The 19261-nt window shown below is 64.7% G+C and carries 24 protein-coding genes and 2 pseudogenes; 20 read left to right on the plus strand and 6 right to left on the minus strand.

Going from position 1 to position 19261, the window contains the following annotated elements; translation table 11 throughout:
• Window positions 1-4: 4 nt before the first annotated feature.
• The 3 genes and pseudogenes from L2D00_02240 to L2D00_02250 form a co-directional block, all read right to left on the minus strand.
• A complete protein-coding gene (locus L2D00_02240; GenBank protein ID WBQ13517.1) occupies window positions 5-769 on the minus strand; it encodes an isocitrate lyase/phosphoenolpyruvate mutase family protein in 765 nt (254 codons plus the stop codon).
• Window positions 766-1107 (minus strand): annotated as a pseudogene (locus L2D00_02245) (methylated-DNA--[protein]-cysteine S-methyltransferase). The gene L2D00_02240 and the pseudogene L2D00_02245 overlap by 4 nt, the downstream one beginning before the upstream one ends.
• 252 nt (window positions 1108-1359) lie before the next feature.
• A pseudogene (locus L2D00_02250) lies at window positions 1360-1833 on the minus strand (bifunctional transcriptional activator/DNA repair enzyme AdaA).
• 72 nt (window positions 1834-1905) lie between these two features.
• Here L2D00_02250 and L2D00_02255 point away from each other — a divergent pair.
• The 15 genes from L2D00_02255 (at window position 1906) to L2D00_02325 (ending at window position 12631) form a co-directional block, all read left to right on the plus strand.
• On the plus strand, window positions 1906-3219 hold the full coding sequence (locus tag L2D00_02255) for an RsmB/NOP family class I SAM-dependent RNA methyltransferase (protein WBQ13518.1): 1314 nt from the start codon (window positions 1906-1908) through the stop codon (window positions 3217-3219).
• Window positions 3195-4064, plus strand: a complete 870-nt coding sequence (locus tag L2D00_02260; protein ID WBQ13519.1) for a hypothetical protein — start codon at window positions 3195-3197, stop codon at window positions 4062-4064. The genes L2D00_02255 and L2D00_02260 overlap by 25 nt, the downstream gene beginning before the upstream one ends.
• A 94-nt stretch (window positions 4065-4158) precedes the next feature.
• Entirely contained in the window at window positions 4159-4380 is a 222-nt protein-coding gene (locus tag L2D00_02265) for a DUF4160 domain-containing protein (GenBank protein ID WBQ13520.1), read from the plus strand.
• Entirely contained in the window at window positions 4377-4646 is a 270-nt protein-coding gene (locus L2D00_02270) for a DUF2442 domain-containing protein (protein ID WBQ13521.1), read from the plus strand. The genes L2D00_02265 and L2D00_02270 overlap by 4 nt, the downstream gene beginning before the upstream one ends.
• 43 nt (window positions 4647-4689) lie before the next feature.
• A complete protein-coding gene (locus L2D00_02275) occupies window positions 4690-4920 on the plus strand; it encodes a DUF433 domain-containing protein (protein ID WBQ13522.1) in 231 nt (76 codons plus the stop codon).
• A gap of 70 nt (window positions 4921-4990) precedes the next feature.
• A complete protein-coding gene (locus tag L2D00_02280; protein WBQ13523.1) occupies window positions 4991-5269 on the plus strand; it encodes a DUF5615 family PIN-like protein in 279 nt (92 codons plus the stop codon).
• A complete protein-coding gene (guaA, locus tag L2D00_02285; protein WBQ13524.1) occupies window positions 5259-6821 on the plus strand; it encodes a glutamine-hydrolyzing GMP synthase in 1563 nt (520 codons plus the stop codon). Before L2D00_02280 ends, guaA begins: the two co-directional genes overlap by 11 nt.
• An 81-nt stretch (window positions 6822-6902) precedes the next feature.
• Complete coding sequence (locus L2D00_02290; GenBank protein ID WBQ13525.1) at window positions 6903-7334, plus strand: RusA family crossover junction endodeoxyribonuclease; 432 nt, start codon at window positions 6903-6905, stop codon at window positions 7332-7334.
• Window positions 7334-7990, plus strand: coding sequence for a hypothetical protein (locus L2D00_02295; GenBank protein WBQ13526.1), 657 nt, complete (start codon window positions 7334-7336; stop codon window positions 7988-7990). The genes L2D00_02290 and L2D00_02295 overlap by 1 nt, the downstream gene beginning before the upstream one ends.
• A gap of 104 nt (window positions 7991-8094) precedes the next feature.
• A complete protein-coding gene (locus tag L2D00_02300; protein WBQ13527.1) occupies window positions 8095-8295 on the plus strand; it encodes a SlyX family protein in 201 nt (66 codons plus the stop codon).
• A 483-nt stretch (window positions 8296-8778) separates the two neighbouring features.
• The gene (locus L2D00_02305) at window positions 8779-10452 is read left to right on the plus strand and encodes a methyl-accepting chemotaxis protein (GenBank protein WBQ13528.1); all 1674 of its coding nucleotides are present in this window, start codon (window positions 8779-8781) and stop codon (window positions 10450-10452) included.
• 241 nt (window positions 10453-10693) lie between these two features.
• Complete coding sequence (locus L2D00_02310) at window positions 10694-11278, plus strand: NnrU family protein (GenBank protein ID WBQ13529.1); 585 nt, start codon at window positions 10694-10696, stop codon at window positions 11276-11278.
• 48 nt (window positions 11279-11326) lie between these two features.
• Window positions 11327-11731 carry a DUF6249 domain-containing protein gene (locus L2D00_02315; protein WBQ13530.1) on the plus strand — a complete coding sequence of 135 codons (405 nt, stop codon included), beginning with the start codon at window positions 11327-11329 and terminating at the stop codon, window positions 11729-11731.
• Between the two features lie 10 nt (window positions 11732-11741).
• The gene (locus tag L2D00_02320; protein WBQ13531.1) at window positions 11742-12293 is read left to right on the plus strand and encodes an RNA polymerase sigma factor; all 552 of its coding nucleotides are present in this window, start codon (window positions 11742-11744) and stop codon (window positions 12291-12293) included.
• Window positions 12290-12631 carry a hypothetical protein gene (locus tag L2D00_02325; protein ID WBQ13532.1) on the plus strand — a complete coding sequence of 114 codons (342 nt, stop codon included), beginning with the start codon at window positions 12290-12292 and terminating at the stop codon, window positions 12629-12631. Before L2D00_02320 ends, L2D00_02325 begins: the two co-directional genes overlap by 4 nt.
• A 9-nt stretch (window positions 12632-12640) precedes the next feature.
• On the opposite strand, the gene L2D00_02330 is transcribed toward L2D00_02325, so the two are convergent.
• Window positions 12641-13240, minus strand: coding sequence for a cytochrome b (locus tag L2D00_02330; GenBank protein WBQ13533.1), 600 nt, complete (start codon window positions 13238-13240; stop codon window positions 12641-12643).
• Between the two features lie 3 nt (window positions 13241-13243).
• The gene (locus L2D00_02335; protein WBQ13534.1) at window positions 13244-13846 is read right to left on the minus strand and encodes a YceI family protein; all 603 of its coding nucleotides are present in this window, start codon (window positions 13844-13846) and stop codon (window positions 13244-13246) included.
• Window positions 13847-13989: 143 nt separating this feature from the next.
• Between L2D00_02335 and L2D00_02340 the strand changes: the two genes are divergently transcribed.
• The 3 genes from L2D00_02340 (at window position 13990) to L2D00_02350 (ending at window position 17604) form a co-directional block, all read left to right on the plus strand.
• Window positions 13990-14277 (plus strand): hypothetical protein, encoded by a 288-nt coding sequence (locus L2D00_02340; GenBank protein WBQ13535.1) that lies wholly within the window; start codon window positions 13990-13992, stop codon window positions 14275-14277.
• Between the two features lie 417 nt (window positions 14278-14694).
• Window positions 14695-16479, plus strand: coding sequence for an acyl-CoA dehydrogenase (locus L2D00_02345; GenBank protein ID WBQ13536.1), 1785 nt, complete (start codon window positions 14695-14697; stop codon window positions 16477-16479).
• A gap of 42 nt (window positions 16480-16521) precedes the next feature.
• Complete coding sequence (locus tag L2D00_02350) at window positions 16522-17604, plus strand: esterase family protein (protein WBQ13537.1); 1083 nt, start codon at window positions 16522-16524, stop codon at window positions 17602-17604.
• Here the strand turns inward: L2D00_02350 and L2D00_02355 are convergent.
• Window positions 17601-17966 (minus strand): DUF4870 domain-containing protein, encoded by a 366-nt coding sequence (locus tag L2D00_02355; GenBank protein ID WBQ13538.1) that lies wholly within the window; start codon window positions 17964-17966, stop codon window positions 17601-17603. The genes L2D00_02350 and L2D00_02355 overlap by 4 nt on opposite strands.
• A 172-nt stretch (window positions 17967-18138) precedes the next feature.
• Between L2D00_02355 and L2D00_02360 the strand changes: the two genes are divergently transcribed.
• Window positions 18139-18492 (plus strand): YbjQ family protein, encoded by a 354-nt coding sequence (locus tag L2D00_02360; GenBank protein ID WBQ13539.1) that lies wholly within the window; start codon window positions 18139-18141, stop codon window positions 18490-18492.
• Window positions 18489-19244, plus strand: coding sequence for a signal peptidase I (gene lepB / locus L2D00_02365; protein WBQ13540.1), 756 nt, complete (start codon window positions 18489-18491; stop codon window positions 19242-19244). The genes L2D00_02360 and lepB overlap by 4 nt, the downstream gene beginning before the upstream one ends.
• Window positions 19245-19261 lie beyond the last annotated feature (17 nt).

The raw sequence follows: 19261 nt of genomic DNA on the forward strand, positions 1-19261 counted from the left end.
GCGGTCAGGCGGCGAAGGCCGCGCGCGCCGCGCTGCGCAGCCCGTCCATGGCCGCGATATACGGTGCCGGGCCGAAGCTGATCCGGCGCACGCCGGCGTCCCGCAACCGGCCGATGGCGTCAGGCGAGCGGACCATGATGTTGAGCGGCGCGTTGATGGCGCGAACGGCCTCGGCGACGAGGGTCAGGTCGGACAGGCCAGGCAGAAACAGGCCGTCTGCGCCAGCGGCCAGATAGGCTTCGGCGCGGCGCACAGCCTCGGCCAGCTGGCTGGCCTGCGACGCCGCGTCATCCGCGCCGCCGGAGAAAAACACGTCGCACCGCGCATTGATGAACACGTCGAGCCCGTGCGCCGTCACCTCTGTGCGGATGGCTGCGATCCGCCCGGCCGCATCGTCCAGGGCCGTCAGACCGTCGCCCGAGGGGTTGCAATCCTCCAGATTGATGCCCGCCGCGCCAGCCTGGACGATGGTCAGCACGCTGTGCGCCGCCGCCTCCGGGCTCGCGCCATAGCCGGTTTCCACGTCCACGCTGACGGGCAGGCTGGTCGAGGCGGCGATGCGGCGCGTGCAGTCCACCAGGCGGTCGAACGGCAATGCCTCGCCATCGCGATAGCCTTGAGCCGCCGCCACCGCCCAGCTGCTGGTGGCGATGGCGCTGGCCCCGCCATCGGCGATCGCCCTGGCGCTGCCGGCATCCCAGGCATTGAACACTATGAGCGGCGCGCCGGCTGTGTGCAGGCTGCGAAACAAGGCGGCTGATGCGGTCATGGGGCGGATGTCCTGGTTTGAGGGGGCGGTGATTGCTCGAGATCCAGCAGCGCGCGCTTGCGGTGCAGGCCGCCGCCATATCCGGTCAGGGCACCGTCTGCGCCAATGACCCGGTGGCAGGGGATCAGAATCGCGATCTGATTGAGGCCGTTTGCGCGCGCGACAGCACGGCTGGCACCGGGGCGGCCCATGGTGGCGGCGATGTCGCCGTAGCTGCGCGTTTCGCCGCGCGGAATGTCCTGAAGATGGCGCCAGACTTCGCGCGCAAACGGGCCGCCATGCAGGGCGAGGGGCGTCTTGAAGGTCACCGCTTCGCCTGCAAAATAGGCGTTCAGCTCCGCCTCGATCCGATCGTGGGGCGGGCGGCGCGAGCATCCCAGCCCGTTCGGGCTGGATGTGGCGAGGCGCTGCAATTCGCCCGCCAGCGCCTTCCGGTCCATGAATTCCAGAAGGTGCAGGCGCTCCGTATCGCACACGGCAATCATCGCGCCCAGGGGCGTGGGGATAGGGGCTGCCTGTAGGGCGGCACCGGCCCGGAACGTGCCCGGAGCCATGCCCAGAAAGCGGGCGACGGCCGTGCGGAATCCGCTGGCGGAGTCATAGCTTGCCGTCAGCTGAGCGCTGATCACGCTGTCGCCCCCGCCCAGCGCTGCCAGGCCTTCCTGCACCCGGCGCAGACGCGCCAGTTCCAGAAACGTCACGCCCAGCTGGCGGCGGAAGGCGCGGCGTACTGTGGAGGGGTCATGGCCCATGGTGATCAGATCGGCTTCGCGCCAGCGCCGGCCCGGCTCGGCCTCCAGTGCCTGCGCCAACGACGCCACCAGCGGCTCCATCCCGTGCTGTAGCGGCTTGCAGCGCTTGCACGGGCGGAACCCCGCTTCTATGCAAGCGGCGGCGCTCTCATGGAAGCGGCAATTCTCCCGCTTGGGCTTGCGGGCCGGGCAGGTGAGACGGCAGAAAATCCCCGTGGTCGTGACGCCGACATAGGCGCGTCCGTCCCAGCGCGCATCCCGCGCGATCAGGGCGTCGTAAAGCTGGGCGTCTGAGGGCGGTGTGAAGAGCATGGATGATGCCTAGCAGACTTGCGATCGGGCCATCGACGAAATTCGGGCGTCTATTTCCAGGAAGACACAATCATGCGTGAAGCCGGGCGTATTGCCGCTGCCATCGAGGTGCTCGACACCGTTCTCAACCGGCATCAGCCGGTCAAGGATGCCCTGCGCGACTGGGGCAAGGCCAATCGCTATGCCGGGTCGGGCGACCGGGCGTGGATTTCCGGCCTGGTGCTGGACGCCATGCGCAAGCGGGCCTCGCACGGCGTGCGCATGGGCGAGGACACGCCGCGCGCCATGGTGCTGGCCACGCTGGCCCATGAGTGGGAGACGGGGCCCGACGCCGTGGCCGCGATCTTCGACGGCGACGAGCACGCGCCCGCGCCGCTGACCGACGCCGAGCGCGCCGGGATGACCGCCGCCCTGCCGGACGATGCGCCGCTGTGGGCGCGCGCCGAAATCCCGGACTGGCTGGAAGCCAGCTTTGTGCGCGGCTTTGGCGGCGATGCAGTGGCGGAGGGCGCGGGCATGGCCGCGCGCGCGCCGGTGGATCTGCGCGTGAACACGCTGAAGACCGATGCGGAGAAGGCGATCTCGGCGGTGCGCGCGCAGATCAATTGCGATCCGTCTGACCTGGTCACCAGCGCCATCCGCATCGCGGCGGCCGATCCGCGCGCCAAGGCGCCGCCGGCCGATTCCATCCCCGCCTATGGCAAGGGTTGGGTCGAGGTGCAGGATCTGGGCAGCCAGATCGCCGCGCTCGCCGCCGCGCCGCTGGACGGGCTGCAGGCGCTGGATTTCTGCGCCGGGGCCGGGGGCAAGACGCTGGCTCTGGCCGCGCTCATGAACAATTCAGGCCAGCTCTATGCCTGGGATTATGACTGGCGGCGCCTGCGCGCCATCTGGCCGCGTCTGGAGCGCGCCGGGGTGCGCAATGTCCAGGTGCGCACCGGCAAGGAAGGCGAGGCGCTGTGCGATCTGGAAGACCGGATGGATCTGGTTTTCATCGACGCGCCCTGCACGGGGTCGGGCACCTGGCGCCGGCGCCCGGACACCAAATGGCGCCTGAAAGAGCGCGCGCTCGCCACCCGCATCAAGCAGCAGGACGAAGTGCTGGCCAAGGCCGCCAAATACGTGAAGGCTGGCGGGCGCATAGTCTATGTCACCTGCTCGGTTCTGCCCGAAGAGAACGGCGACCGGATCAACGCCTTCCTGGCCGCCAACACAGCCTTCCGCGCCGTGCCGGTGATGGATGCCCTGACGGCCTCGGGCCAGCTCACCGAAGAGGGCGCGCTGACGCTGTCCGCCTGCGCCGGGGAGCATGGCGCCCTGCAACTCACCCCGGCGCGCACCGGCACGGACGGGTTTTATGTGTGCGTGATGGAGCGGGAGGGGTGATATTCCGACTGATCAGCCTGTTTTGCCTGTCCGTTCTGTGGAGCGTTCCGGGGGCCGAGGGGCAAACGGTTCAGTACGAGATTTCCCGCAGCGCGGTATGGCCTGTCACGGACAGCCAATCCGGGCGGGAGTATGACATCTATGTGCGTATCCCGCTGGGTTATGAAGAGGCGCGCGCGGAAGGGTATCCGGTCGTCTATCTCAATGACGGTCCTTATACCTTTCCCGTGGCGGTAGGGATCGCCCACCTGCCCATGAATGCGGGCGTTATGGAAAGTGCAATCATCGTCGGCATTTCCCATGCTCGCAATGAGAACGGCATGGACAGCAGGGTGCGTGATCTTATCCATGCGCACGATGCCGGATGGCGCCTGCAGACCGGTGGGGCACCAGCCTATGCCGATTTTCTCGAAACCGGCATCATTGCCGAGGTAGAGGCGCGGTATAATGCTGATCCGGCGCGCCGCATCCTTTCCGGCCAGTCCTTGGGCGGTTCGTTCGGAGCGTGGATGCTTTTCGCGAGGCCCGGGTTGTTTTCCGGCTATATTCTGACCAGCCCGTCTCTCTGGTTCAATGACGGGTCGATCTTCGCGCTGGAGGCCGATTACGCTGCCAATCACTCCGATCTCCCAGCCAGGGTCTATTTTGCGACTGGAGCGCGCGAAGTCCCGGGGGACTCCACCCGTCACGACCTGGCAGGTGATCAGGTGAGGTTCGCTTCCACGCTCGAGGGGCGGGCCTATCCCTCGCTGGTCATCCGAAGTGAGATAATCGAGGGTGCCCGGCACGAGACCACATTCCCGATTGGCTTCACGCGAGGGCTTGAGTGGTTGCTGGCAAACTGATGGCCGGAACCGACGGATTTTACGTGTTTGGACGGGAGCGGGCGGGGTAGCAGGCATGCCGATAGTTTCAGTCTTTTTCGGCATTACCATCCGCATGTATTTCGGTGATCATCCGCCGTCGCATATCCATGTGGTCTATCAAGGGCATGAGGCGTTGATCGCTATTGCCGATGGCGCTTTGCTCGAAGGCAGTTTGCCGCCGCGCGCCCGCAGGCTGGTTGCTGAATGGATGGATATGCGCCGGGATGCTATACTGGAAAACTGGCGGCGCGCTGAACGTCTGGAGCCGCTGGAGCGCATTGAAGGTCTGGAATGATCAAGCTTATTGATATCAAGGCTATCGGACCTGCCTCGCTGCACCTGACCTTCTCGGACGGTCAGGCCGGTGAGCTGGACCTGTCGGCCCTCATCGCACGGCCCGGCGCGATGGTCCTGCCTTTGCGCGATCCGGCGTATTTCGCGCGCGTGTTCCTGGAGGACGGCGCGCCGACCTGGCCCAACGGGTTTGATCTGGCACCCTGGGCGCTGCACCGCGACATGGACGCGCAAGGCCTGCTCAAGCCGGCGGGTCAGGCCGCCTGAGCTGCGCTTGCCGCCAGTGCTTCCCGCGAGTTATTCTCGGACTATGAACACGCTTCTGGACCGCATCACCACCGACCCCGCCCAATGCGGCGGGCGGCCCTGTATCCGGGGGATGCGGGTGCGCGTGCGTGACGTGCTCGACCTGCTGGAAGCCGGGCTGGGTTATGATGAGGTGCTGGCCGAGCTGCCCTATCTGGAGCGCGATGACATCCGGGCCGCAATTGCGTATGCGGCGCGCCGCCTTGATCATCCTGTGATCAATGCCGCCGAATAGGCAGGCAGAGCTCTGGCCGGACGCCCACCTGCCGCCCGCACTGGTGCCTTGGCTGATCGAACGTTTCGATATGCAGGCACAGTCATTTGACCGCGCAGGGCTGCGGTTCGCGACGGATGAAGAGGCGTTCGCCAAGGCCAGACAGGCCGATGCCGTGATTGTTACCAAGGATACCGATTTTCCCCGGCTGCTGGAGCGGTGCGGGCCGCCCCCACGGGTCATCTGGCTGACCTTTGGCAATACAAGCCGTTCCAGATTGCAGGACATTCTGACATCCAAGCTGGGAATCGCGCTCAATCTGCTTGACGAGGGTGAGCGGCTTGTGGAGATCAGCGCCGATGACAATTGAAAATCACGAACGCGCCCTGATTGTCGATTTCGGCAGCCAGGTGACCCAGCTCATCGCGCGGCGCCTGCGCGAGAGCGGGGTGTATTGCGAAGTGCATCCGTTCAACCGGGTGGATGACGCCTTCCTGCGCGCCTACGGGCCCAGGGCCATCATCCTGTCGGGCGGACCGGCCAGCGTGCATGGCGAAGGCACGCCGCGCGCCACGCAAGGCGTGTTCGAGCTGGGCGTGCCGGTGCTGGGCATTTGCTATGGCGAGCAGACCATGTGCGCGCAGCTCGGGGGCAGCGTGGAGCCGGCCGACGAGCGCGAGTTCGGCCGCGCCGATATCGAGATCACGGCCGAGAGCCCGCTGTTCGAGGGCCTGGGCGGCGCCGGGCATCTGGAGCGCGTGTGGATGAGCCATGGCGACCGCGTCAACGCGATCCCGCAGGGCTTCCACCCCATCGCCGCCACCACCCATGCGCCGTTTGCCGCCATCGCGGATGAGGCCCGGCGCTTCTACGGCGTGCAATTCCATCCTGAAGTCGCCAACACGCCGCGCGGCGCGCTGATCCTGCGCAATTTCACCCACCGCATCGCGGGGATGAAGGGCGACTGGACCATGGCCGCGTTCAAGGATGAAGCCATCGCCAAAATCCGCGCCCAGGTGGGTTCTGGCAAGGTGATCTGCGGGTTATCGGGCGGGGTGGATAGCTCGGTCGCCGCGGTGCTGATCCATGAAGCGATCGGGTCTCAGCTCACCTGCGTGTTCGTCGATACCGGCCTGATGCGCGCGGGCGAGGCCGACCAGGTCGTCACCCTGTTTCGCGAGCACTACAACATCCCGCTGGTGGCCGCCGACGAGGAGGAGCGCTTCCTGTCCGCGCTGGCCGGGGTGAGCGATCCTGAAACCAAGCGCAAGACCATCGGCAAGCTGTTCATCGACGTGTTCGAAGAGCACGCCAAATCCGTCGGCGGCGCCGATTTCCTGGCCCAGGGCACGCTCTACCCTGATGTGATCGAAAGCGTGTCCTTTGATGGCGGGCCGTCCGTCACCATCAAGTCCCACCACAATGTGGGCGGCCTGCCTGAGCGCATGAACATGAAGCTCGTGGAGCCGCTGCGCGAATTGTTCAAGGACGAGGTGAGGGCGCTGGGCCGGGAGCTGGGCCTGCCGGAAAGCTTTATCGGGCGCCACCCCTTCCCGGGGCCGGGCCTGGCCATCCGCATCCCCGGCGAGGTGACCCGCGACAAGGCCGACATCCTGCGCAAGGCCGACGCCATCTATATCGAGGAGATCCGCAAGGCCGGCCTCTACGATTCCATCTGGCAGGCCTTCGCCGTGCTCCTGCCCGTCCAGACCGTGGGCGTGATGGGCGACGCGCGCACCTATGACAATGTGCTGGCCCTGCGCGCGGTGACCTCCACTGACGGCATGACGGCAGACTATTTCCCCTTCGACCACGACTTCCTCGGCCGCACGGCCACCCGCCTCATCAACGAAGTGCGCGGCGTGAACCGGGTGGTCTACGACGTGACCAGCAAACCGCCGGGGACGATTGAGTGGGAGTAGGGGGGTGGTCTGAAATTCGCGTGAAGGGCTATCCACGGGAGTGGTGTCTGCTAGATTGCCCTCTCATATACGGGTAGGCGAATGTCAGACGTCGGCGACTTCTTCCCGCTTGAAGTGCTGATACCGGGAGTGCCGGTGTCGCATCAGGCAAAGCCTGCGGGCAGGGCGGCGTGGCAGGAGACGGTGCGTGAAGCCGCCACTGAACGCCGGGACAGCGCGTCCGAGCTTGGCTGGCCAGATGCACGCCCGGTCTCCGTACTGATTTACTACATCGCTGACGCCCCGATGCAGGGCGATATAGACAACATCATCAAGCCCATTCTCGATGCTTTGGAAACGGTCGCATACCTGAACGACAATCAGGTGGAGCGGGCCACGGTTCAAAAGTTTGAGCCCGGCGTTGAGCGGGAGTTTCTGTCCCTTTCAGATCAGCTCGCCGCCGCATTGGATGCCGAGCCCCCATTGGTGTATATTCGCGTTGAAGATGATCTTTGCTGGAGAACCATTTCATAATGGCGGTTTCGGATACCAGCTTCGGCGATCAGGAGGCCGCTGTTCTGGAGCGCTTGAGAGAGCGTTACGCACTGGCAGGCTATGCGTTTGTCACCTCTGTCGGCGAGATGCAGCTTCCGGCCAGCTTCGGCAAGTATGTCCCGGACGCAGTCGCGAGCCGTGGCGGCGAGCGCATCGCTATCGAAGTCAAGCTGGCGCGCAGCCCTCGATCCCAATCCATGCCATTGACGATGTTGCGCGACATTGTCGAGCAAAGCCCCGGATGGAGGTTCTCAGTCGCTTACATCAATGCCGATGATGCCGAAACTGATGGCATTGCTCCTGCGGACGCCCGTTCGATCAAGAAACGTCTGGCGGAAATCGATAAGCTCAGAAAGTCGGGCTTTCTGCGGCCTGCCTTTATCATGGCCTGGCCGTTACTGGAGGCCATTGCGCACGGGCTGTCTGAGCGACGTGATATTCGCCCGCTCAAGCCGGGAACCGTTGTCCAGTCACTGACCATGGAAGGTCACGTGTCCGCATCGGACGGCGCGCGTCTGCGCGAGTTGATCAAGCTTAGAAATCAAATCATTCATGGCAACCTCAATGCCGAACCCACGGGCGAGGATGTTGATTTCATACTGGCGGCTATTCGCAACCTGGCCTCAAATCCTTGATCCCGGCCGCGGCACCGTGCGCAGGCTGCGCGAAGAGCGCGGCGCAGACCGTATAGCCTGAAACCTGACCCGCCAGCTGACGGGACGATTAATCAGGAGCCATCATGATCACCGACCGCCTCGACACGCTTGAATCCCATATCGCGCAGCAGCAGCGCGTGATCGATGATCTGTCCGAGGCGTTGGCGCATCAGCAGAAAGATATCGAGCGGCTGAAGGCCCGGCTCCTGCAATCTGACGACCGGATTGCCGAGCTGGAGGCGGGGCTGGCACCGGCGACAGGCGAGAAGCCGCCGCATTATTGAGGCTGACCGGGCGGGCTGTTGCATCCGCCCTGTCCCCGCATCGTCCAACCTATCGCTTCGTGTTGTGCTGCGTGCCAGAGCCCCGCGCCGGGGCCTGACCGTGAAAACAGATGTTATGGTTTGCGTGCAGTTAATGCACCCGTTCGGTGAGCGCATTCACCTTCAGATAACAGGTCTGCCCGGCCCGCTCCGAGGCGAGTCTGGGCCAAAAATTCGCGATAAACGACGTTGCGCACGCAAGGCCGATATCGAAGCCGCAGGTCATGGGGCGGTCGCCCATTAGGTTAATAGACAAAATAATGCCTTTAAAAAAATGCCTTGTGATCTTGTGGATTTCCAGATCGGAAATATTGCGCCTTTACAGGCGCGGCATGTGGAGCAGCCGAGCGGTTGTTTAGAATCTTTTAAGGCGCCTTTCACGATAGAATGAGCCAGTGTTTCGCACTGAAGGGACTCATCATGCGCCTTGCGAATATTCCCGTTATGGGAAAGTTGCTGCTCATTGTCGCCGCCATGGCTGTTGTCATGGCAGGGCTGGGCGGATTTGCCGTCTACGAAATCAACCAGGTGCGCGACTCCGCGCAGCGTATTCATTATGCCTCGACCGAGCTCCAGCATGCGGCCGTGATGAATGACGCGGCTGCGACCATGCGGCAGCAATGGTATAATCTGGCTATCAATCCCCAGAACGTTGACGCGATCAACGCCACTGTGACCGAAGCGCGGGCGCGTTACAGGGCGGCGCTTGACTCCATAGCGGACGGCGCGTCATCGACAGCCCGGGGACACCTTGATCGCATCGCTCCTGCTTTTGAAAGCTTCAGTGCGGCGCTGGATCAGGGCATGTCGATGACGCGCAGCCGCCAGGGCGGCGACGCCGACGCTCTGCGCGCTTTGCTGATGTCCAGGCTGGACGCGGTCCGCCAGTCCGAAGAAGCCCTGGCTGCATCGGTCGCAGACTTCATGGCCTACGAGATTTCCAACGAGCAAGCGGCCTATGCCCAGGCTGAACGGACGGCTGAAACGGCGCGCAACCTCCTCATCATTGGTGCGCTGTTCGGCATCCTCGCCGGCAGTGGCATCAGCGTCCTGATCGGACGTTACGGCATCGGCCAGCCCCTGGCGCGCGCCATCGGGCGTCTTGACCGGCTGGGCAAGGGCGAGCTGGACATCACGATTGAAGAAACCGACCGGGGCGATGAGGTGGGCACGCTGAATGGCGCGCTGGAAACCTTCAAGGCCGAATCGCTCAAGGCGCGTGAGCTCGCCGCCGCCCAGGACGCGGAATCGCGGCGCAAACTTGCCGAGGCCGAACGTGTCAGTGCGCTGACTCGCACCTTCGAAAACGAGATCGACGAGGCGGTCGCAGCCCTGGCCGCCGCGGCCGCGGAGCTTCAGGCGACCTCCCAGTCCATGGCCTCCACCGCTGAAGAAAGCGCGGCTGAAACCCAGACCGTGTCGGCCAGCACCACCCAGACGGCAGCCAACGTTCAGACCGTGGCCAGCGCCGCGGAGGAATTGTCGAGCTCGATCCGCGAAGTGGCGACCCAGATCGGCCGCAGCTCGGGTGTTGCCGCGGAAGCGTCCAAGAAGGTCGCCGAGGCGCTCGGCCGCATTGACGGCCTGGTCAAGTCGGCCAGCGCGATCGATGAAGTCGCCAGCCTGATCGGCGCTGTAACCGAGCAGACCAAGCTGCTGGCGCTGAACGCCACCATCGAGGCAGCCCGCGCCGGAGAGGCCGGCAAGGGCTTCGCCGTCGTGGCCAGCGAGGTCAAGCAGCTGGCCGAGCAGACCGAAAAAGCCACCGCCACCGTGATCGAGCAGATCCGTGCGATCCAGGAAGGCACGCAAACGGCCGTCGCCGCGGTGCGCAGCATCGAAGCGGTTGTCGATCAGGTCACCGAGATATCCTCGTCTGTCGCATCGTCTGCCGAAGAGCAGGTGGCCGTGACCGGCGAGATCAGCCGCAATGTGACAGAAGCCGCACAAGGCGCCGAAGCAGTGTCGCGGTCTCTGGGCGGACTTGAGCAGGCGGCGGGCACTGCCTCGGCGTCGGCCTCCCAGGTGGCGGCCACGGCCTCCCAGGTGGCCGAGCGCTCGGCCCGCATCAAGGCGGATATCGAACGTTATCTGCACGCCGTGCAGAACGCGGCCTGAGCCTGATAGAAGCGGGCGGCGCGCCCAGCGCCGCCGGATCGGCTGCACCTGCGACCCGCCGGGGCCACAAGCCCCGGCGGGTCAATGCATGGCGGGCTTGCCGGCGCGATGCGCGCGCTCCGGCCCGGCGGGCCCGGCAGGAGCGCTCGGATCAGCTGCGCGCAGCCTGCAGGCTCGCCCGACAAGCCGGACTCGGTCTATCGTGAATGCGATACGGCATTCTGGCAGGCGGAGGGGCATCATGGATATTCTGATCATTGGCCTGGTGTTGCTGCTGGGCGTGCACATGACCCGTGTGATTGGCCTGCGCGGCCCTGTGGTGCGCGTGATCAGCGAACCGCTCTACGCCGTCTTCTATTCCGTGATCAGCGCGATCGGCCTGGCGCTGGTGATCTATGGTCATATTCTCTCCCATCCCTCGCCGACGATCTGGCTGCCGCCGGAGTGGACGCGCACGATGGCGCTGCTGGCGGTGCCCGTCAGTCTGGTGCTGCTGGTGGCGGCCTATCTGCCCAGCCATATCCGCTCATTCACGCGCCACCCCATGACGCTGGCGGTTTTCCTGTGGTCCGGGGCGCACCTGATGGCCAATGGCTCGTTGGCGTCGATGGTGCTGTTCGGCAGTTTCTTCGTCTGGTCGGTGATCATTCTGATCGAGGCCTATGCGCGCGGCGGCGCGTTTGCACGGCCCGGGCGTTGGCTGGCGGACGCCGGTGCCATCGTCATAGGGCTCGGCGCGGCGGCGCTGTTCGCTTACTTCCACATGCAGCTGTTCGGCGTGGCCGTGTTCGAGTTTGCATCCGAACCGGGCGCTCCGGGCATCTAGCTTGTGACAGGCGCGCCCAGGACGGGCGCGCGGCACAGGAGCTGACCCATGGAAGAACTCGTCCCGCTGGCCCCATTCATTATGGTCGTCCTTATCGTGGCGACCGTCTATTTCTTCTCCGCGCGCAATCGCCGTGAAGTGCTGGAAACCGTGCGCGAGGCGATCCGTAATGGCCAGACACTTGATCCTGACACCATCAAGGCCCTGGGCATGCCCCAGAACAAGCCCGGCAATGGCGATCTGAAGGCCGGACTCATCCTGATTGCTGTCGCCATGGCCCTGATCGTTCTGGGTTGGGTTATCGGCAGCACGGCGGACATGCCCTCCGGTGCGCCTGACCCATTGTTGATGATGGCCGGCATGGCAGCCTTTCCCGGCTTCATTGGTCTGGTGCTGACCGGCTTCGGTGTCGCGCGCATCGGCAGGCAGACATCGTCCGGCGACGGCCGGTAGGGACGCCGGCATGGCTGTTCCGCCCAACGCGCCGGATGAAGATCTGGTGGCCGCGGTCATCGCCGCGGGGGACCGGCGCGCCTTCGGGGCGCTGGTTGCGCGCCATCAGCAGGCCGTGCGCGGGCTTCTTCTGCGCCTGACGCGCCAGAGCGCGCTGGCCGATGATCTGGCCCAGGAAACCTTCCTGAAAGCCTGGACGCGCATCGGATCGTTCCGCGCTGACGGCAGCTTCAGGGCCTGGCTGTGCGCCATCGCCTACAGCGAGTTTCTGATGGGCGCGCGCAAGGCCCGCGCCACGCAGCGCCTGACCGACGGGCTGACCGCCGAGCCGGGCGAGACCAGCACCCCGCCGGAGCCGGGGGGCGAGCGGGTCGATCTTGACCGGGCCCTGGCGCAATTGGGCGAAGAGGAACGCACCTGCGTGGTGTTGTGTTACGCGTCCGGCCTCAGCCACACGGAAGCCGCGCAGATCACGGGTCTTCCCGTCGGCACGGTGAAATCCCATGTCAGCCGGGGCCGGGCAAAACTGAAACTCTGGTTCGAGCGCAAGGAGGCTGCATGATGCGCCCCGATGATGATTTTGACGCGGCCCTGCGCGGCCTGTTCGCGGACGCTGCGCCGCCCGCGCACGACCCTGAATTTGCTGATCGCGTAATGGCGCAATTGCCGCGTCTGGATCGCTGGCGCGCCGGCGCCCTTGTGATCGCCGCTCTGGCGGGCGCGGGTGTGGCCAGCATGCAGGCCGCGCCTCTGGTGGCGCAGATCACCGCTCTGCTTCAGGGCATGGGCGGCCTGGCCGCCGGCGTTGTGAGCGGCCAGGCGCTGGCCATGGGCATGGCGGGCGCTGCAGCGCTGGGGCTGGCGCTGGTCCTGTCCTGGCGCCAGATCGGTCTGCGCTGACCCCTCAGTCTAGCCGCGCGGTGTCTGGGTGGGCGTGTTCAGCCCCGGGATCATCCGCTGCAGCGTGCCGTCGCGATCCAGGAAATGGTGCTTAAGGGCCGCCCCGGCATGGAGAGCCAGAAGGCCAAGGATCACCCAGCCGCCCGCGCCATGCATCGACCCGGCCAGCTCGTAGAAGCCCTCGGTCTGCGGCACGGGCAGGCGCGGCAGGTCGAAGCCCTCGATATTGAACAGACGGGTGGGGAAATTGGTGGCCGAAGCCGTCACCCAGCCCCCGATCGGCGCCCCGATCATCACCGCGTAGAAGGCGATATGGGTGAAGCGCGCCAGGATGGTCTCCCATGGCTTCATGTGCGCAGGCAGGGGCGGGACCGGATGGGTGAAGCGCCAGGCGAGCCGCGCCAGTGACAGGATCAGGATCGTGATGCCGGCGGTCTTGTGCCAGTTATAGGCGGCCTGCACCTCGGCGAAGGTCATCTCTCCGGCCAGGGCCAGATCGCGCAGTCCCTCCATCCACCAGCCGTAAAACACCATGGAGACCAGCATGATGGCGATCACCCAGTGGAAGGCGATGGCGACGGTTGTGTAGGTGGTGCGGCTGGCGGTCATGGCTCACTCCGGGGTGGTGCGCAGGAACTCGGCCTCTATTCGTAACCGAACTTCGTCGCCGATAAAGCCCGGTGGCAGCCGTCCGACGCCAAATTCGGTCCGGTCGATGATCAGATCCGCTCCGAAACCCATGGCCCGCCTGCCTTCCAGAAGATTGAAGACCCCGCCGTAAAACTCTGTCTCCAGAACGGCCGGACGCGTCACGTCCTTGACGGTCAATGTGCCATGGACCCGGCCTGTGGTCTCGCCAGTGACCTCGATTCGGGTCGAGCGGAAGACGATTTGCGGGTGGCGCGACGCGTCGAACCAGGCGGCGCCGCGCAGGAGCTCGTCAAAGTCCGGGTCGCCGGTGGAGACCGAGGCCGCGTCGATCACGGCTGTGAGCTCTGACGCGCCGGGGTGTGCCGGATCGAAGCGCAGGCTCGCGTCCAACCCGTCAAAGCGCGCCGTGTACCAGGACAGGCCCAGATGGCGTACCCGCCAGGTGGCCGAGGCATGCTCTGTGTCCAGCGCCCACTCGCCAGCGGGCAGGCGCGCGGGATCGACTGACGGTGCCGAGACACAAGCGGTCAGCATCAGGCAGGCGAGGGCGGCGAGGCGGTGCATGGGGCAGTTCCTAAGCGAAACGTACGGACTCAGATCATTAACGAAAATTAACCAATTAAGGGTGGAAGAATTCCCTCAGTTCGATAATTTTATACAACCCAAGAAATACACACCAAAGTTCGCAAGAGAAACTATGTTATTTGATGGAGAAGGCAATGAGAGTGCTCGAAGAACACGAAATCGCTGCGGTAAGTGGTGGTGCTGGTGCAGCAGCCAGGGGTGTTGCCTTAAGCAAAGCTGCCGATCATTTCGGGAATCAAAATGGGCAATGCGCAGATGAGCTTGCAGTGGCGGCAGCTGTCGTTGCAGCCGCCGCTGGTGTGGCTGTTGTCGCCGGCGTTGCAGCTCCGGCCGCGAAGGCGGTCGGTGCTGGAGCCGCACTGGTCTCAGCTGTTTCGGCTGCGGCATCAATGTTCGGCTTTGGAAGTTAGTGCATCTAGGTGGGGCGGGCCCTGGCCCGTCCCACATAATATGGAGTTAATGAAAAAATGATCCGCACATTTCTTTTTGCATCTATACCTCTATTTCAAATTATTTCTTTTATTATTTATTATTTTAGTGGCTATAGAGCGCTTTATGTGATGGTTATAATTTTAAGTCTATTAACCTTCTATTGCGCTATGTTTTTTTCGATCAAGGTTAATTTCACGCAGTTGGAGGCAAAGCTGATAGCATTCACTTCAGTATTGGCGGCTGCGATGACCTTACACGTATTCTTTTTTTAGCGCTCGATGCTGTAGGAATTTTAGGCGTCGCACCGCCGCGTCCAGTTCACGCACCCTCTCGCGCTGGCGCGTGAAAGCGCTATGTTGCGGGTCACATCCGGATCTGACCTTCGAGGCCTGCCCATGACCTACCGCGCTCCTGTCCGCGACATCCGCTTCTGTCTGGAAGAAATTGCCGCGCTGGACGGGCTCAAGCCCACGGGCGCATTCCCGGAATTGTCGGGCGACCTGACCGGCGCGATCCTGGAGGAGGCGGCCCGCATGGCCAATGACGTGCTGGCACCGCTGAACTGGACCGGCGACCAGCAGGGCTGCACGCTGAAGGACGGCGCGGTCACGACGCCGGACGGGTTCAAGGACGCCTATGCCAAATTCGTCGAGGGCGGCTGGCAGGGTCTGCAGTTCAGCGCCGAGCATGGCGGCATGGGTCTGCCGCGCGCGCTGGGCTGCGCCCTGATGGAGATGCTGCAGAGCTCCAACATGGCGTTCGGGCTGGGGCCGATGCTGTCGTTTGGGGCCATCGAGGCCCTGATCGCGGTGGGCACGCCGCAGCAGCGCGAGCTGTATCTGCCGAAAATCATTTCCGGCGAATGGACCGCCACCATGAATCTGACCGAGCCGCAGGCGGGCTCGGATGTCGGCGCGCTGCGCACCAAGGCCGAGCCCAATGGCGACGGGTCCTGGTCGATTACGGGGCAGAAAATCTACATCACCTGGGGCGAGCACGACTGCACGGACAATATCATCCATCTGGTGCTGGCGCGCACGCCGGACGGCGCACCGGGCACGCGGGGCATCTCGCTGTTCCTGGTGCCCAAATTCATCCCCGATGAGACCGGTGCACCCGGTGAGCGCAATGCCGTGACCGCCATCGGGCTGGAGCACAAGATGGGCATTCACGGCTCGCCCACCTGCACGATGGAATATGCCGGCGCCAAGGGCTGGCTGGTCGGCAAGGAATTCAAGGGCATGGCCGCCATGTTCATCATGATGAACTCGGCGCGCCTCAATGTCGGTGTTCAGGGCGTGGGCATCGCCGAGCGCGCCTATCAGCAGGCCTATGCCTTTGCACTGGACCGCCGCCAGGGCCGCGCCCTGATGGGCGAAGGCGAGGGCCCGCACCCGATCATCGAGCATCCTGACATCCGCCGCACCCTGGCGGTGATGAAGGCCAAGATAGAGGCCGCGCGCGCCATTTGCTTCCACGCGGCCGTGGAGGCCGATTTCGCCGAGCATCATGATGATGCGGACGAGGCGGGCTGGGCCAAGCGGCGCGAGGATTTGCTGATCCCGATCGCCAAGGCCTGGTGTACTGATGTGGGTGTGGAAGTCGCGTCCATGGGGATACAGATCCATGGCGGCATGGGCTTTATCGAGGAAACCGGCGCGGCCCAGCATTACCGCGATGCGCGCATTGCCCCGATCTATGAGGGCACGAACGGCATCCAGGCGATTGATCTTGTGGGCCGCAAGCTGGTGCGCGATGGCGGCGAGGCCATGGGCGAGCTGATAGAGGATATCCGCCAGACGGTGGAGGATTGCGAGACCAGCTCCAATCCCGAGCTACCCGCTCTGGCCGCCCAGCTGGCGCCGGCGTGCGATGCGCTCAGAACCGCGTCCGACTGGATGCTCAAGGCCAGCGAGGCCGACCGGCTGGCGGGTGCCACACCCTTCCTGAAGCTGGCCGGTGACGTCACCGGCGGCTGGCTGTTGTGTGTCGGCGCGGTGGCGGCCCAGCGCCGCCTGAAGGAAAAAGAGGGCGATCAGGCCTATGCCAGCGCGCGCATCGCCATGACGCGGGTCTATGCCGATACGGTGCTGTCCAGCGCGCCCGGCCTTCTGGGCGATATCCAGACCGGTGCCGCGGTGCTGTTCGAGCCGGGGCTGACGATGCTGGAAAGCGCCTGAGCTTACCCTGCCGGGTGATGACCCGGGCGCGCGGAGTGGGTCATGATCGCGATCGTGCTGTCTGTTGTTCTGGCCGGGGCGGGCGCAGGGCCTTGCCCGGGTTCCATCACGGCCCGGCCTGATCTGGCGCGGGAGGCTGCGGGGGCCATTACAGCCGATCAAGAGCCGGTGTCCGGGCTGCAGGGTCATCGCCTTGGCGCTGACCAGATAAGGGTGATGGCCGCCGAGGCCACCCCGGAGACTCTCGGCGTAAACGGCGCGGCGGAGCGCTATGCCTGGGTGGAGACCGCTCAGGGTCCTGTCATTGTTCTGGAAGCCTGTGGCCTTGGCGACAGCGCACTGGCTTTGATGGCGGGCGAGAGCTACCTCGAATGGACCGGCCCCGGTTTTCATCTGGCCCGCCCCCGGGAGCTTGTCGCCGGCACCGGTTTCGAGACGCACTTGTTCGACAGCACCGCCCTGGGCGCGTCCCGCGAGGTCTATCTGCATGTTCCGGAGGGCTGGGACGGCACCCGGGGCGACCCGGTCATTGTATCGGGCGACGGTCTTGCCGGCTCATCCTTCGCGCGGATTGCCGAAACCCTGATGCATGAGGGCCGGATCCGTCCGGTTGCCTTTGCTTCGGCGCGGTTTGGCGAAGGCTGGATCGCCGGGGCCGGTACGGACCAGCGGTCAGCTGAGTATCTGGTGCCGGCAGATTCCGCGGCCCCCGCGCGCATTGAGGCCTATCAGCGCCATGAGACTTTTTTCTTTGACGAATTTCTGCCCTATATCATCGAGCAGCTGGGCGGTGAGACCGGTCCGGTCTACGCGTTCGGCCTGTCAGCCTCGGCGACATTCGCGCTGGAGCAGGGGCTGAAACGCCCCGACCTGATCTCGGCGGTCATCGCGGGCTCGCCGCCGCTCACAGCGCGGACCCGTGCACTGGCGGCCGAGGCGGACCCGGCCCTGCGTGTCCATCTCTGGTGCGGCGATTTCGAGCCGGTGTTCTGCGCGCCGCTGGCTGAGTTCGCGCACGCGACCGGGTTCCTCCTGGAGACGCGTCGCGCCGCCCATGCCTCAGCCCTGTGGGAAGAGGCGCTGGCTGCATCGCTTCTGGAGCGGGCGCCCCCGCGGGCAGACTAAATCCAGTACGCGCCCGGATCGGGGTGGGTGCGGCCATCGACCAGGCGCATCAGCCCCACCACCGTGCGCACCACGAGCCACACCGCGCCGAGCAGCCAGATCAGGAGCCCGAGGCCGAGCAACCAGATTGTGGCGAAACCGACCACCACAATGATGATGCCATAAATCACCGTGCGGATCTGGAAGTCGTAATGGTTTCGCAGCCAGGCCGACGCCTGATCGCGGCGCATGAAGGCGATGACCAGCGCGATCAGAGCCGTCAATCCGTTGGACAGGGCGAGCAGAAGCAGCACGTAATTGATCAGCGCCAGGGTGCGGTCGCCATTGGGGTCGGGGCGGGCGTCAGGCATGGCGTCGCTCATCGGTTTCCTTCCTTCTGCCGTTGTAGTGTCAGATGGTTCGGCCCACTGCTCAAGACCACCCGGCATGCCAAATCATAACAGGGTTTCATTTGGATTTGCCCTGTAGCCTGATAAGAATGTCCAACACACACTCGTCAGCGGCGTGGCCGCAGGGCGAAAAGGGGGTCAGACCATGACCAGTGCGGGAAGCCATCCGGGCGCGCGGGCGCCGGTGATCGTGACCATGGCCGACACGGTACCTGGGCGCGACGTGGCCGAAGTGATCGGCATCGCGCGCGGCTCGGTCGTGCGCGCACGCTTTTTCGGGCGCGATTTCATCGCCGGACTGCGCAATCTGGTGGGCGGGGAAGTTACCGAATACACCAAGCTGCTGGCCGAGGCGCGCGAGCAGGCACTGGGCAGGCTGGTGGCGCATGCCGAGGAAATGGGTGCAGATGCCGTGGTGACCTTCCGCTTCTCGACCTCGTCTGTGATGGAAGGCAGTGCAGAAATTCTGGCCTATGGAACGGCGGTAAAGCTCTCATGATCGAATCTGTCCGCACCCTGGCGCGCAAGGCTGCAAGCGAGTTTGGCGAAACCGTGCGCTTTCTCGGCGGCGTGGCAGCTGTGTGGCTGGTGCTGGTGACCTTCGGGTTTGCCGCCTTCCATATTCCGTCGGTGAGCATGGAGCCCGGTCTGCAGGTCGGCGACCGGGTGCTGGTGTCGAAGTTCACCTATGGCTATTCGCGCCATTCCTTGCCGCTGGGGTTGGGCTATGCGCTGCCGGACAGCTGGAGCGGGCGGGTGTTCGGCTCCACCCCGGGACGCGGCCATGTCATCGTGGTGCGCGATCCGGTCCAGAACATCAATATCATCAAGCGCGTGATCGGCCTGCCGGGCGACACGGTGGAAGTGCGCAATGGCCGCCTGATCCTCAATGGCGAAATGGTGCACCGTGAGCCCAAAGGCGTGGTGCGCTACCGCGACCGGTCCGGACTGCTGGTGCAGGCCTCGGTCTATGACGAGGTGCTGCCCGACGGCACGACCCATGAGATCTACGAACGTTCCGATACCCAGAATTTCGACAATGTGGGGCCGTTCCGGGTGCCCGCCAATCATCTCTTCCTGATGGGTGATAACCGCGACGCGTCCGCCGACAGCCGCCTGCTGGGCGGGCTGGGTTATGTGCACAATGACCAGGTGGTCGGGCGTGCCTTCACCGTCCTGTTCACCTTCGCCTCCTGCCGTCAGGAAGAGGGCCTGCACTGCCCGCCCTGGCGGGTCTGGCGCGGGTTGTAGTCGCGCTCTAGACTCCT

The sequence above is a fragment of the Hyphomonadaceae bacterium BL14 genome (assembly GCA_027627705.1).
GTDB lineage: Bacteria > Pseudomonadota > Alphaproteobacteria > Caulobacterales > Maricaulaceae > Oceanicaulis.

Excerpts from the sequence above, each read along its gene's own strand:
- L2D00_02240 (WBQ13517.1), bottom strand. The coding sequence starts at position 769 with ATGACCGCATCAGCCGCCTTGTTTCGCAGCCTGCACACAGCCGGCGCG.
- L2D00_02255 (WBQ13518.1), top strand. The coding sequence starts at position 1,906 with ATGCGTGAAGCCGGGCGTATTGCCGCTGCCATCGAGGTGCTCGACACC.
- L2D00_02265 (WBQ13520.1), top strand. The coding sequence starts at position 4,159 with ATGTATTTCGGTGATCATCCGCCGTCGCATATCCATGTGGTCTATCAA.
- L2D00_02270 (WBQ13521.1), top strand. The coding sequence starts at position 4,377 with ATGATCAAGCTTATTGATATCAAGGCTATCGGACCTGCCTCGCTGCAC.
- L2D00_02275 (WBQ13522.1), top strand. The coding sequence starts at position 4,690 with ATGAACACGCTTCTGGACCGCATCACCACCGACCCCGCCCAATGCGGC.
- L2D00_02280 (WBQ13523.1), top strand. The coding sequence starts at position 4,991 with ATGCAGGCACAGTCATTTGACCGCGCAGGGCTGCGGTTCGCGACGGAT.
- guaA (WBQ13524.1), top strand. The coding sequence starts at position 5,259 with ATGACAATTGAAAATCACGAACGCGCCCTGATTGTCGATTTCGGCAGC.
- L2D00_02290 (WBQ13525.1), top strand. The coding sequence starts at position 6,903 with ATGTCAGACGTCGGCGACTTCTTCCCGCTTGAAGTGCTGATACCGGGA.
- L2D00_02295 (WBQ13526.1), top strand. The coding sequence starts at position 7,334 with ATGGCGGTTTCGGATACCAGCTTCGGCGATCAGGAGGCCGCTGTTCTG.
- L2D00_02300 (WBQ13527.1), top strand. The coding sequence starts at position 8,095 with ATGATCACCGACCGCCTCGACACGCTTGAATCCCATATCGCGCAGCAG.
- L2D00_02305 (WBQ13528.1), top strand. The coding sequence starts at position 8,779 with ATGGGAAAGTTGCTGCTCATTGTCGCCGCCATGGCTGTTGTCATGGCA.
- L2D00_02310 (WBQ13529.1), top strand. The coding sequence starts at position 10,694 with ATGGATATTCTGATCATTGGCCTGGTGTTGCTGCTGGGCGTGCACATG.
- L2D00_02315 (WBQ13530.1), top strand. The coding sequence starts at position 11,327 with ATGGAAGAACTCGTCCCGCTGGCCCCATTCATTATGGTCGTCCTTATC.
- L2D00_02320 (WBQ13531.1), top strand. The coding sequence starts at position 11,742 with ATGGCTGTTCCGCCCAACGCGCCGGATGAAGATCTGGTGGCCGCGGTC.
- L2D00_02325 (WBQ13532.1), top strand. The coding sequence starts at position 12,290 with ATGATGCGCCCCGATGATGATTTTGACGCGGCCCTGCGCGGCCTGTTC.
- L2D00_02330 (WBQ13533.1), bottom strand. The coding sequence starts at position 13,240 with ATGACCGCCAGCCGCACCACCTACACAACCGTCGCCATCGCCTTCCAC.
- L2D00_02335 (WBQ13534.1), bottom strand. The coding sequence starts at position 13,846 with ATGCACCGCCTCGCCGCCCTCGCCTGCCTGATGCTGACCGCTTGTGTC.
- L2D00_02340 (WBQ13535.1), top strand. The coding sequence starts at position 13,990 with ATGGAGAAGGCAATGAGAGTGCTCGAAGAACACGAAATCGCTGCGGTA.
- L2D00_02345 (WBQ13536.1), top strand. The coding sequence starts at position 14,695 with ATGACCTACCGCGCTCCTGTCCGCGACATCCGCTTCTGTCTGGAAGAA.
- L2D00_02350 (WBQ13537.1), top strand. The coding sequence starts at position 16,522 with ATGATCGCGATCGTGCTGTCTGTTGTTCTGGCCGGGGCGGGCGCAGGG.
- L2D00_02355 (WBQ13538.1), bottom strand. The coding sequence starts at position 17,966 with ATGAGCGACGCCATGCCTGACGCCCGCCCCGACCCCAATGGCGACCGC.
- L2D00_02360 (WBQ13539.1), top strand. The coding sequence starts at position 18,139 with ATGACCAGTGCGGGAAGCCATCCGGGCGCGCGGGCGCCGGTGATCGTG.
- lepB (WBQ13540.1), top strand. The coding sequence starts at position 18,489 with ATGATCGAATCTGTCCGCACCCTGGCGCGCAAGGCTGCAAGCGAGTTT.